This window comes from Sphingomonas sp. CV7422 (assembly GCF_027945725.1).
Classification (GTDB): domain Bacteria; phylum Pseudomonadota; class Alphaproteobacteria; order Sphingomonadales; family Sphingomonadaceae; genus Sphingomonas; species Sphingomonas kyungheensis.
The window spans coordinates 2,198,970-2,210,720 of sequence record NZ_CP115900.1 but is presented as its reverse complement, the minus strand read 5'-3'; the positions used below and the strand labels follow the sequence as shown (position 1 = coordinate 2,210,720).

10 protein-coding genes are annotated in these 11,751 nt (G+C 67.8%); 2 read left to right on the top strand and 8 right to left on the bottom strand.

Annotated features, from left to right (window positions below; genetic code table 11):
- Nucleotides 1-75 precede the first annotated feature (75 nt).
- A complete protein-coding gene (locus tag PBN85_RS10755; RefSeq protein WP_037534868.1) occupies nucleotides 76-351 on the top strand; it encodes a DUF1488 family protein in 276 nt (91 codons plus the stop codon).
- Nucleotides 352-693: 342 nt separating this feature from the next.
- Here PBN85_RS10755 and PBN85_RS10750 read toward each other — a convergent pair whose 3' ends face one another.
- Nucleotides 694-1,203, bottom strand: coding sequence for a MucR family transcriptional regulator (locus PBN85_RS10750; RefSeq protein WP_037534867.1), 510 nt, complete (start codon nucleotides 1,201-1,203; stop codon nucleotides 694-696).
- 295 nt (nucleotides 1,204-1,498) lie between these two features.
- Between PBN85_RS10750 and nhaA the strand changes: the two genes are divergently transcribed.
- The gene (gene nhaA, locus PBN85_RS10745; protein WP_271298955.1) at nucleotides 1,499-2,890 is read left to right on the top strand and encodes a Na+/H+ antiporter NhaA; all 1,392 of its coding nucleotides are present in this window, start codon (nucleotides 1,499-1,501) and stop codon (nucleotides 2,888-2,890) included.
- A 6-nt stretch (nucleotides 2,891-2,896) separates the two neighbouring features.
- On the opposite strand, the gene PBN85_RS10740 is transcribed toward nhaA, so the two are convergent.
- The 7 genes from PBN85_RS10740 to PBN85_RS10710 form a co-directional block, all read right to left on the bottom strand.
- On the bottom strand, nucleotides 2,897-3,913 hold the full coding sequence (locus PBN85_RS10740) for an LLM class flavin-dependent oxidoreductase (RefSeq protein WP_271298954.1): 1,017 nt from the start codon (nucleotides 3,911-3,913) through the stop codon (nucleotides 2,897-2,899).
- Between the two features lie 66 nt (nucleotides 3,914-3,979).
- Complete coding sequence (locus PBN85_RS10735) at nucleotides 3,980-4,957, bottom strand: nuclease (RefSeq protein WP_271298953.1); 978 nt, start codon at nucleotides 4,955-4,957, stop codon at nucleotides 3,980-3,982.
- Nucleotides 4,958-4,971: 14 nt separating this feature from the next.
- Nucleotides 4,972-6,144 carry a YdcF family protein gene (locus PBN85_RS10730; RefSeq protein WP_443026740.1) on the bottom strand — a complete coding sequence of 391 codons (1,173 nt, stop codon included), beginning with the start codon at nucleotides 6,142-6,144 and terminating at the stop codon, nucleotides 4,972-4,974.
- The gene (locus PBN85_RS10725; RefSeq protein ID WP_271298952.1) at nucleotides 6,138-8,651 is read right to left on the bottom strand and encodes a TonB-dependent receptor; all 2,514 of its coding nucleotides are present in this window, start codon (nucleotides 8,649-8,651) and stop codon (nucleotides 6,138-6,140) included. Before PBN85_RS10725 ends, PBN85_RS10730 begins: the two co-directional genes overlap by 7 nt.
- Before the next feature lie 144 nt (nucleotides 8,652-8,795).
- Nucleotides 8,796-9,665, bottom strand: coding sequence for a glutathione-dependent disulfide-bond oxidoreductase (yghU, locus tag PBN85_RS10720; protein WP_271298951.1), 870 nt, complete (start codon nucleotides 9,663-9,665; stop codon nucleotides 8,796-8,798).
- 52 nt (nucleotides 9,666-9,717) lie between these two features.
- A complete protein-coding gene (locus PBN85_RS10715; protein WP_271298950.1) occupies nucleotides 9,718-10,347 on the bottom strand; it encodes a LysE family translocator in 630 nt (209 codons plus the stop codon).
- Between the two features lie 25 nt (nucleotides 10,348-10,372).
- A complete protein-coding gene (locus tag PBN85_RS10710; protein ID WP_443026739.1) occupies nucleotides 10,373-11,593 on the bottom strand; it encodes a hypothetical protein in 1,221 nt (406 codons plus the stop codon).
- Nucleotides 11,594-11,751 lie beyond the last annotated feature (158 nt).

Below are 11,751 nucleotides of genomic sequence, written 5' to 3'. Positions count from 1 at the left end.
GAACATCGACACGCGCCTTGCGCTATCCGGCGATCCCCGCCAATCGCGGGGCAGTCAGAACCAAAGAGGTATCCCGTGGCCGCAGACAAGCTCGACATCGACACCGCATCCGTGCTCGACAATCCGAACGAACGGCAAGTGGAGTTCTCCGGCGAGGTCGACGCCGAAGAATTGCAGTTCGCGGTGCAATATGACGTGCTCGAGGCGCTGAGCGGCGATGCCCCCGAAGACGACGATGCGGTCGAGATGTTCAACCGCTTCTCGGACGAGATCGCCGAGGCGGGGCTGGCCGCGCTGGCGCGCAATCCGGACCAGTCGCTGATCGTGATCAGCGAGAACGATCTCGAATAGGCGGAATCTTCGGCGCTTGCGGGACCTCCCGCAGGTGCCCGGCCTGTGGCGGCGGTGACCGCTTCGGCTTAAACCGGAGGCGGCACGGTCCTTTTTTCTGCTTCGGCTGGTTCAGGTTTCGAGCGAAGCAAGACGGTCGCAGACCTGCCAGTGCTCCAGCGAAGGCGGGCGCCTAGTGTTCTTCGGCCCGCAAGCGGTGGGTCTGATTGGCCTTTCGATTCCCGCCTGCGCGGGAATATCGGAGTGGCTTGGTGAAGCGCCCGATCATCGACCTGGCGGAAAGCCTAGACGCCGCGTGCGCGGGGCAGGGGCGGCAGCGATAGCGGTGCCGCCCCGACTGTCTTATTCTTCGGTGCCGAGCGTATCCTTGGCGGCCTGCAACGCCGCCTTGGCGTTCTTGCGCGGCGCCTTGGGGGCGTCGGTGCCGTCCTCGCGCTTCTGGCCGGACTTGCGGCCGAGGCCGATCGTCTTGGCCATCGCGCTGCGGCTCTCGCTGTAGGAGGGCGCGACCATCGGATAATCCGACTTCAGGCCGTAGCGTGCGCGATAGTCGTCCGGCGTCAGGCCGTGCGTGGTCAGGTGGCGGCGCAGCGTGCGATAGGGCTTGCCGTCGATCATCGAGATGATGTGATCGCGCGAGGCGAGCGACTTGCGCACCGACACCGCCGGCACATGCTCGGGCGAGGCCGTATCGCCGTCACCGGCTTCTGGGCTGGCGAGTCGTTCGACCGCGGCGTGCATCGACTGGAGGAAGGCGGGCACGTCATCGGCGGTGGTGCGGGTGTTGGGGTTGCTGAGCCAGGCGATCGTCAATTCGGTGGCCAGCTCGACCGTGTTGGTTTCCGTCGTCATCGGGGGGTTCTCGCTTAGTCGGACATATCGCGCCGACGTCTTGGGGGAGACGCGGCGACAAGCGTTCATGCAGTTGATCGAGGTAAAGTCAAAGGTCAATTTGCGAAAAACGGTGGACCGCGCAAATCTTGAAACATTTGTAACACACGTTTGCCGTTTTCGCCTCTTGTCGGAGCAATGTATCGGCGCGGGCCGGCAAGTGGCAGCGCGACGAACGTGGGTTCGATCAGGCGGCGGGGAACGCATGGCGGCGCTTAACCGTATCGATAACGTCCGCTTGGCAAACAGGATTATCATGGCTCTCAACCCCCGCCTGTCCGGGCGTGTCGCGGCACGGGCGCACCATTCGCCCGCCGCGGCGATTTTGCAGAAGATGGAGCCGTTCTTCGCGATCGGGCAGGTATCGGGTGGACCGTTGCTGATCGCCACGATCATCGCGCTGGTCGCGATCAACTCCCCGATCGGGGCCGATTATGCGCGGATGTGGGATCGGCCGCTGCGACTCAGCTACGGCGCCTGGAGCGTCGCCCGCCCCGCCGCCGAATGGATCAACGATGCGCTGATGCCGTTGTTCTTCCTGATCGTCGGCACCGAGGTGAAGCGCGAATTCGTCAAGGGCTCGCTCGCCTCGCTGCGTACCGCGGTCTTCCCGATCGCCGGCGCGATCGGCGGCCTCGTCGTTCCCGTCGCGCTCTACGTCGCCTTCAACCACGGCACCGATGCGGCGCATGGCTGGGGCGTGGTCGCGGCGATGGATACCGCCTTCAGCCTCGCCATCGTCGCGATGTTCACCACCCGGCTGCCGATGGCGGTGCGCGCGGTGCTGCTCGCCTTTGCGGCGATCGACGACGTGTTCGGGCTGCTCGTCATCGCCTTCGCCTATACCACGTCGATCGCATGGGGCTTCCTGGCGCTCGCCGGCTGCGCCTATTCCGGCATCCTCGCGCTGCTGCGGCTGCGCTGGGTCGCATCGGTGCCCTATGTGCTGCTGGGACTGGTGGTGTGGATCGGCGTGTTCGGATCGGGCGTGCATCCGACGATCGCCGGCGTCGCGGTCGGGCTGCTGCTGCCGACCAGCTCGCGCCTGTCGGAGGCGGTGTTCGCGAAGCGCGTGCAGGACCCGGTCGACCGCTTCAAGGAAGCACAGGCCGCCGCCGAACGCGCCGACGATCCGGCGGAGGAGGAAGAGCAGCGCGACAAGGCGCAGCGCCGGCTGGGCTATATCCACGAGATGGCGGCGGCGACCGACGAGGCGGCGGACCGGCTGGTGCGGCTGCTCACACCCTGGGTGTCCTATGTCGTGCTGCCGCTGTTCGCGCTGTCGAACGTCCGCATCCACTTCTCCGCGGAGCTGATCGGCAAGGCGGTGCACTCGCCGCTGACCGGCGGCGTCGTCGCCGGGCTGGTGATCGGCAAGCCGCTCGGCTTTCTCGGCGCGAGCTGGCTGGCGACCAAGATCGGTCGCGCCGCCTTGCCCAAGGACGTGACCTGGCCGATGGTGCTTGGCATTGGCGGCGTCGCCGGCATCGGCTTCACCATCTCGCTGTTCATCGCCGAGCTCGCCTTCACCGATGCGGTGCAGACCGAAGAGGCGGCGCTCGGCATCCTGGTCGCCTCGATCGTGTCGGGGCTGTTCGGCTATGCGATGTTCTGGAAGGTCAGCCGCCCCGCCGCCGACGCCGGCTGACCGCGCTCAGCGCCAGCCGAGCGCCGGCGCGACGTGGCGCAGGATCGCCTCGATCACATGCGTGTTATAGGCGACGCCGAGCTGGTTGGGCACGGTGAGCAGCAGCGTATCGGCCTCGGCGATGCCCTCGTCGGCACGCAATTGCTCGATCAGCGCCTCGGGCTCGGCGGCGTAGGACCGGCCGAAGACGGCACGCATATTGTCGATCACGCCGATCTGATCGCTGCTGTCGCCGCGGCCGAAATATTGCCGGTCGCGATCGGTCATCAGCGCGAAGATCGAGCGTGAGACCGATACGCGCGGGGTGCGGGCATGGCCGGCCTCCGCCCAGGCGGCGCGATAGGCGCGGATCTGCTTCGCCTGCTGGACGTGGAAGGGCTCGCCGCTCTCGTCCGCTTTCAGCGTCGAGCTTTGCAGGTTCATCCCCTTGCGCGCCGCCCAGATGGCGGTGGCGTCATTGCCCGAGCCCCACCAGATCCGCTCGCGCAGGCCCGGCGCATGCGGTTCGAGCCGCAGCAGCCCCGGCGGATTGGGGAACATCGGTCGGGGATTGGGCTTGGCAAAACCCTTGCCGGCGAGCAGCTCGAAGAACAACTCGCCGTGGCGCCGGCCCATGTCCGCATCGCTCTCACCCGCGGCCGGTCCATAGCCAAAATGCCGCCAGCCCTCGATCACCTGCTCGGGCGACCCGCGGCTGATGCCGAGTTGCAGGCGACCGCCGCTGATGAGATCGGCCGCGCCGGCATCCTCGACCATGTAGAAGGGATTCTCATAGCGCATGTCGATGACGCCGGTGCCGATCTCGATCCGCTTCGTCCGCGCCGCCACTGCGGCGAGCAGCGGAAAGGGCGAGGCGAGCTGCTGCGCGAAATGGTGGACGCGGAAATAGGCGCCGTCCGCGCCGAGTTCCTCCGCCGCGACGGCAAGGTCGATCGACTGGAGCAGCACGTCCTGCGCGGTGCGCGTCGCCGAACCGGGGGCGTCCGACCAATGGCCGAAGGATAGAAAGCCGATGTTCTTCATCGCACGAAGCTGGGCGTTGGCGCCGCCGGCCGCAAGGCTTCACCCGGAATGGCAGCGTTTCGCAAATCAGCCCGGCGCGGAGCCGGTCTCCGGATCGAACGCCGGATTGGTGAAGTCGAGCGGCTCGGGCGTGATCCGTGCGGGCGGCGTCGCGCTCTCCGCCCAGGCGCGGCACAGCATGTCGCGCAGCATCGCCGCCCCCGCGCCGGTGCGTTCGTAGACGAGCGCGCGCACGTCCGGATCGGCGAAATCGTGGAAGCCGTTGCGCTGTTCGAGCCGGTAGACCTCCTCCATCCGGTTGCCGGCGGTATCGAGGAAGGCGAGGATCGCGTCGAACATGTCGCCGGTGCGATGGCCGGGCGTGCCGAGCCGCGGCGCGATGTCCGCCACGGTCAGCTTCATGCCGTCGACGAAGCCGCTTTCGAAGCGGCCGTGGATCGAACGGTCGGTCGTGTAATGCCGCGGATTGGGGCCGCGCCAGCCGTCGCTGTTGACGGAATCGTGCAACGGTTGCGCGCCGTCGCCGATATAATGGCCGAGGCGGATGACGTCGAAGGCGCAATGCTGTTCGGCGAAGGCGGGGTCGCCGCCGGTCGCCTGCGCGGCACGGACCTGGCGCATGCAGACGATGATCCGCTGATAGGCCTCCATCGCCGCATAGGGCAGGGTGCCGGTCCAGCGTACGTTGGTGCGCGCCGCGGTGGCGGGGTCGCTCGCCTTGATCGCCTCATAGCGTTTGAACAGCGCGATCACGAAGGCGTAGCGCGAGCGCGGGATCGGTTTGAGGAAGGCGAATTGCTCGCGGAACCAGCCGTGGTTCGGGTCCTCCTCGATCTTGGCGAAATTCTCCGCATTGTTGCGCCATCTGTCGGGCAGCGCGGCGGAGGCGGCGATATAATCGACGTGGCGGCGCAGGAAGACCGGGCCATCGGCGGGAATCGCCTCGATCGCGGCGCGGTCGATCACCGCATGCGCGGTGCCGCCCCAGGCGAAGGCCGGGGTGGGCAGCAGCGCGAACGCGAGGGCGAGGAGGGCGGGGCGCATCGGCAGGCTCCGGGTCAGGGATCGAGCGGGTCGCGCGGGTCGATCCGCAGCGACGACGGCGAGGGGCGGAATTCGACTTCGGTCGGCGACAGCCGTGCACCGATGCGGCCCGGCATGTAGCCGAGCTCGCTCTGATTGCGCTGTGCGAAGGCGGCGCTGGTGATCATCTCGCTTTGCCCGGGATTGCAGACGATCAGCGCCTCGCGATCGAAGGGCGCACCGACCGCGGCGAGCAGCCGCGCGGCATTACGCAAATTGGTGGTGGTGTGCCGCGCATAGGGCTCGATCAGGATCGCGTCGGCGGGAATGCCATAGCGGTCGATCAGCGCCTGACGCATCTGCTCGGCCTCGGTGAAGCGCGTCGCGCGCGGATGGGCGCGGCCGCCGGTGACGATGATCGTCGCGATATCACCGCGCGCGAACCGCTCGGCGGCGAGGCGGATATGGTATTTGCCATAGGGGCTGAGCGGCATGTCGGGCGTTTCCGGCCCGACGCCGGTGAGGATCAGCGCGGTGTAGTGCCAGCGTGTCCAGTCCAGCCGCCTAGCGCGCGCGGTCGCCGCGGCGTTGCGCCCGCCGGTGAGCGGGTCGAAGCCGATCGCGTCGGTCCGGTCGCTACCGTCGAGCAGGGCGAGCGCGAAGTCGACGCTGGGGTCGATCGCCTGCGCCGATCGCGCCCGCGGGGTCCGCGCCAGCCAATCGGCGGCCTGCACCCGCGCGCGCAGTTCGAGCGGATCGATCGGTCCGGCGCCGTCGATCTGCGGATAACGCGGCACCTGCGCTAAGCCGTAATCGCGCAGGATCGTGTTGATCCCGCCCGTCTCGCGCAGCGCCTGGGCCGCCGCGCCGTCATCGGCATGGCTGAGCCCGGCGGGCAGCGCGGCGGCGAGCGTCGCGCTCTCCTCCGGTGTCCAGACCAGCGCCTGCACCAGGCAGGCGAGGTCCGCGGCGCAGGCGGTACGCCGCGCCGCACGGCCGGCGAGCATCGCGGCGATCTGCGGCTGCGCCGTCAGCCGGGCGGTGGCGGCCGGATCGGCGCCGACCGCGTCGAGCAGCGGGAACAGCCGCGCCGACAGCGCCGCGGTGACGCGATCGCCGACCGGCGCCTGCATCACGGCCTGCGGCGCGCCGGCGACGGCCGGTGTCGCCAGCATCAGCGCGGCCGCCAGCGCGGCCCGCCTCACCACGACCGACCGACGACGAGGCGGACGTTGCGGCCGAAGATCGGCCGGCCATAAATGGCTTCGGGGCTGCCCTGGCCGCTGACCTGATCGGTGCGCGTATTGCCCTCGGTCAGGCCATGCGCGTTGAACAGATTGTCGCCGACCACCTGCAACTGCCAGCTGCCGTGCCGCACGGTCACACCCGCGCCGGTCGTGCCATAAGCGGGCAGCGCCGTGCGATTGTAGAAGTCGACATAGCGCTTCCCCATATAGGTGTAGCGGCCGTAGAGCGAGATCGCATTGTCCCCAAGATCGAAGTCGAAGCTCGGGCGGATGTTGCCGTAGATCTTGGGCTGGCGGATGATCTGCTTGCCCTCGGCGAGGGCGGGGTCGGCGCCGTTGGCGTTCTGGAAGTTGCGATAGGTCGGATCGCTGACGGTGAGCGCGCCGTTGAGCATGAACCATTTGGTCACCGCCAGCGCACCGTCGAACTCGACGCCCTTGACCTTCGCCTTGCCGATGAACGGCACGTTGACGTCGTTGCGTCCGGTCGTCGGGTCGAAGGCGAGGAAGGAGGCGTTGAGCGGATCGAAATTGGTATAGAAACCGGTGACGTAGAGGTAGGACCGGCCGGCGGCGAGCTTGAGCCCCGCCTCATATTGGTTGGCGATTGTGGTGATGATCGTCGGGTTGATGCTCATCACCGTCTGCACGCTCGGCGGCGTTTCGAGGTGTGCGGCGCGGCCATAGATGCCGATATGGCGGTTGAAGTCGTAATTGGCGCCGACCGTCCAGTTGGTCGCATGCGTGCGCAGCCGCTGGTTGAGGATGCCGCCGGTGAAGGCGCGCGTCGAATCATCGGCGAGCGTCGTCGGGTCGCCGAGATTGGCCGCGCCGGTGAGCAGCGCATAGCCCTTGTAGCTATAGCCTTCGTAGCGGATGCCCGCGTCGATGCGCAGGCCGGGGATGATCTCCCACGTGTCGTTGGCGGACACCGCCGCCATCTTGGCGTCCGAGTCGCCCTGGGTCAGCGTCGCGGCATAGTTGAGCGCACCATTATCGGTGACGCGGCCGATCCGCGCGCCGGCGGCATTATAGGCGACGAGATCGAGCAGGCGCGGGCGGCTCGCCACCTCGATCAGATAGTTCTGATAGATCGTGCGGCTGTCCTCACCGTACAGGCTGCCATAGACGCCGAGCTTGAGGTCGTGGCTGCCGATCGGCGTGTCGAACTTCTTGGCGACCGACAGATTGGCCTGGTTCGAATAGAAGCGCGAGCGCACGTCGCGATACTGGCCCTGCATGACGAGACCGGAGGCGGCGGCGGGATCGTAGATGGTGTTGGTGCCGGCGAGGACATAGCCGAACGAGGCGACCGGGCCGAAGGCCGCGGCGGCCTTGCTCGCATAGCTGCTCGGGAAGGTGGTCGCATCGGCCGGATTGGTGGTCGAATAGAAAGCGGTGAAGTCGAGCCGCCCCATGGTGAAGCCCGCCTTGGCGGAAACCAGCCAGCCGTCGAATTCGGCATCATATTGCGATCCGATGTTGACCATCCGCATATGCCGGCCGTCGCCGAGGTCGCTCGCCTCGTTCTGCACGACGCCGGCGCCGTTGCGATAGCGCAGATCGACGTTGCGCAGCGCCGGCGAATTGAGCGTGCCGCTGAAATAATCGATGTAGCGATCCAGCGACACCGCCGGGTTGCGCGGATCGGCGGTCGGGATCGGCAGATAGAAGACGTTGTGATCGTTGACGTAGTTGACGCTCAGCCGCAGCGAGCCGTTGGCGAGGTCGTGCTTGATGTTGGCGCGGAACTGGCCGCCCTTGTCATTGGGGAAGCCATTGTCGCGATAGCCGTCGTGATAGCGGACGAAGCCGCCGAGCGCGTAATAGGTATCGTTGCCGAGCGGGCCGGACTGGACGACGTCGCCACGATAGAGGCCGGTGTCGCCGAGCGTCAGCTGCGCCTTGCCGCGCACCGTGTCGCGCCCGGTCACCTCGATCGCGTTGACGATCGCACCCGAATAGCTGGCATAGATCGGCGCCGGGCCGCCGCGCACCACCTCGACCCGCTCGGTCATCAGATCCGGCTTGAGGATGGCGTCGCCGCGGAAGAAGACGCCGTCATTCTCGTGGAACAGCGGCAGGCCGTCCTGCTGGAAGCTGACGAAGCCGCCGTCATTGGGCAGGCCGCGGATGCGGTAGATGTTCTGCACCTCGCCGCCGGTGATCTCGGTCTGGAAACCGGGAAGCTGGCCGATCAGGTCGGCGAAATTGACCGGCGCGATCTTCTCGATATCGGTCTGCGTCACCGTGTTGATCGCATAGGAGGCATCGAAGCGGCGCTGCGCGCGCGTCGATCCTGTGACGATGATGTCGCGATCCGCAGGCTCGGGCGTGGTCGCGCCGCTCTGCTCGGCCGGTGCGGCGGCGGTGTCGGCGGGTGCGCTGGTCTGCGCGGTGGCAGGCGCGGCGAGCGCGACCGACAGCGATGCGAGCGCCGAGCCGGCGGCGAGAGCGGATGTCAACATAAGGCCCCATTGATGATGATCGTCTGATCGGTGCCGCCGTTGCGGCGTGCAGGGGCTCTTTGGTCATTGTTTGTGACATTTCCGCGCAATCACGCGGAAAAAGTCGGGCGGCGCAGGATCTTCACCCGCGCCGCCGGTCACCGTTCAATAACGGATCGCGTCGAAGTCGCTCGCGTCATGCCGTTCGCGCAAGGTGGCGGCGGGATCGCCGTTCACCTTGTTGACGATCCGTCCGCGCCGCACCGCCTCGCGCGCGCTGAGCTCCGCATGCCAGCGGCGCAGGTTGGGGTAATCGTCGAGCGACAGGAAGGTGCGCGCCGAATAGATGTCGTCGAACAGGCCGCCGTACCAAGGGAAGATCGCCATGTCGGCGATCGTATAGGTGTCGCCGACCATGTGGCGCCGCTCGGCGAGTTGCGTGTCGAGCACGTGGAGCTGGCGCTTGGTCTCCATCGCATAGCGGTCGATCGCATATTGGATGCGGAACGGCGCATAGGCATAGAAATGGCCGAAGCCGCCGCCGAGGAACGGAGCCGATCCCATCTGCCACATCAGCCAGTTCATCGTCTGCGCCCGCGCCTGTGCGTCGCGCGGCAGGAAGGCATCGAACTTCTCGGCGAGGTAGAAGAGGATCGAGCCGCTCTCGAACAGCGGGATCGCCGGATCGACCGAGCGATCGAGCAGCGCCGGGATCTTCGAATTGGGATTGAGCGCGACGAAGCCGCTGCCGAACTGGTCGCCCTTGGCGATCTCGATCAGCCAGGCGTCATATTCGGCGCCGCTGTGGCCGGCGGCGAGCAGCTCTTCGAGCAGGATCGTCACCTTCTGGCCGTTCGGCGTCGCCAGCGAATAGAGCTGGAGCGGATGCTTGCCGACCGGCAGCTCGCGCTCGTGCGTCGCGCCGGATATCGGGCGGTTGATGCTGGCGAATTGGCCGCCGTTGCCGGGCTCCCACGTCCACACCTGGGGCGGGACATAGCCGGCGGGCTGATTGGCGGATGCGTCGTCGCTCATCGTGATCTCCTTTGCTCCCTTGATAGGAAGCGGTGGAGCGGTTCGCAAAGCGTCACGCCGGATGCGAGCGGAGCAGCGCGAGGCCGAAGCCGACGAAGATCACCGCGGTGACGCGGTTGAACGCCCGCTTGACCCGCGGCGCGGCGAGATGCGCGGCGAGCGAGCGCCCGCCGAGCGCATAGACGCCGTACCAGAAGCATTCGAGCGCGGCGAAGGTGACGACGAGGATCGCGAACTGCGGCGCCTGCGGCGCGACGCGGGTGACGAACTGCGGCAGGAAGGCCGCGGCGAACAGGATCAGCTTGGGGTTGCTGATGCCGATCGCAAAGCCGCCGCGGAACAGCGCCGCGAGCGAGACGGTGCGGGGCAATTGCGCCGCGCCGACGTCGATCGGTGCGACCTCCGCCCGCCACGCCCGCCAGCCGAGGTAGAGCAGATAGGCGACGCCGGCATAGCGCAGCAGCGTGAACGCGCCGGGCATCGCCAGCAGCAGCGTGGTGAGGCCCGCGGCGGAGGCGGCGAGCACCAGCACGAGGGCGGTCAGGCACCCCGCCATCGCCGCGACGCTGCGCCGGGCGCCGAGCTCGACGCTGCGCGACAGGATATGCAGCATGTTCGGGCCCGGCGTCCCGCACAGCAGGAACACCGCGCCGACGAACAGCCACCAATGATGCAAGGTCATGCGCCGCTCCCTCCGGGGTCGACGCCTATAGCGCCCAGTCGAGCTGGAGCCATAGCTTGCGCGTATCGACAGCGAAACGGTCGGCGCGATAGTCGGCATAGCGCAGGCCGGCGACGGTATGGCCGATCGTCGCCTGAGCGAGCAGGTCGATCTCATTGCCGTAATGGCGGCTCAGCCGGTCGCTGTCGAAACGGTGGTAGATCGCCTGCACGCTGACTGCGCGCAGGCCGGCCAGCCGGGGCCAGCTCCAGCCGGCGCTGCCATAAGCGTCGCGGACTCCGTCGGCCGGGGTGGTGGTGAACTTGTCCGCCCAGCCCTGGAACTTGAATACCGAGGCGACCGGCGTCTGGAAGCTCGCCAGCGTCGCGCCGCGGCTGCGTCCGCGTCCGGCGCCGAGCACTTCGTAGCCGCCGCCGAGCTTCGGCCCGGCGAGATCGAGCGCGACGTCGGCGAGCCAGTAATCGGCGGCATAGGCGTTGGGGTTGCGGTGATAGCCGGATTGCCGCGCGTGGCTGGCGCTCCAGGCGAGCGTCGTGCCGCCGATGCGGCGCGAGCCGACGAGGCGCGCGCCATAGGTCTGGCTCGACAGGCGATAGCCCTGGACGAGCCGCTCGTCCTGATCGACGAGATAGCCGAAGCCGGTCAGCGTGCCGACCGGCGTCGCGACGCCCAGCGTCGCGAAGACGTTGTCGCCGGCGACCGCCTGCTGCCGCGCACCGGCGCCGTCGATCCCCCAGATCGTGCGGACGCTCCACGCATAGGTCAGGTCCGCCTTGACGCCGCGCAGCGGTTTGAGCTCGGCGCGCACGGCGTCGAACGTCTGGCCGTTGTTGCGGAAGCCTGCGGCACCGACGAAACGCTCGTCGTCGATCTGCAACCGCTGGCGTCCCGCGGTCACGGTCAACGGATCGCTGCGATATTGCAGCTGGGCGCGGTAGAGCGCGATGTTCTGCGGATCGCCGATCTGCGGACGCTGCGTCGCCGATCCGTGCAGCCCGTCATGATAATCGCCGACGATCGCGAGATTGCCCTGCGCCTCGGCCAGCGCGGTCCAGGCGCCGTGCTTCGCCTGCACGCCGGCGCGGATCCGCGCGGTCACCGCATCGGAGCTGTCGGGCAGGCCGTCCTGCACGACATGCTCTTCGCGCAGCCGCGCCTCGACCAGCGGCGTCAGCGTCTGTGCCGCCGCCGGCATCGCGATCCCCGCCAGCACCGGCAGCGCGCAGGTTAAAGTGATGCGTCTCAACGCCTTAGTTCCCCTATCTGCTCGTCCGCCGCCCCTAGCGTCGCGAGGGCGTGCGCGGCCAGAGCGGCGATGTTACAAAAGATGGCCCGGGCGGCGATCGCGATGGGCGCCGCGGCACGGGCTCCGCCGCGATATAGATTTTCTTCGCCCGCAAACTC

Excerpts from the sequence above, each read along its gene's own strand:
- PBN85_RS10750 (WP_037534867.1), bottom strand. The coding sequence starts at position 1,203 with ATGACGACGGAAACCAACACGGTCGAGCTGGCCACCGAATTGACGATC.
- nhaA (WP_271298955.1), top strand. The coding sequence starts at position 1,499 with ATGGCTCTCAACCCCCGCCTGTCCGGGCGTGTCGCGGCACGGGCGCAC.
- PBN85_RS10740 (WP_271298954.1), bottom strand. The coding sequence starts at position 3,913 with ATGAAGAACATCGGCTTTCTATCCTTCGGCCATTGGTCGGACGCCCCC.
- PBN85_RS10735 (WP_271298953.1), bottom strand. The coding sequence starts at position 4,957 with ATGCGCCCCGCCCTCCTCGCCCTCGCGTTCGCGCTGCTGCCCACCCCG.
- PBN85_RS10725 (WP_271298952.1), bottom strand. The coding sequence starts at position 8,651 with ATGTTGACATCCGCTCTCGCCGCCGGCTCGGCGCTCGCATCGCTGTCG.
- yghU (WP_271298951.1), bottom strand. The coding sequence starts at position 9,665 with ATGAGCGACGACGCATCCGCCAATCAGCCCGCCGGCTATGTCCCGCCC.
- PBN85_RS10715 (WP_271298950.1), bottom strand. The coding sequence starts at position 10,347 with ATGACCTTGCATCATTGGTGGCTGTTCGTCGGCGCGGTGTTCCTGCTG.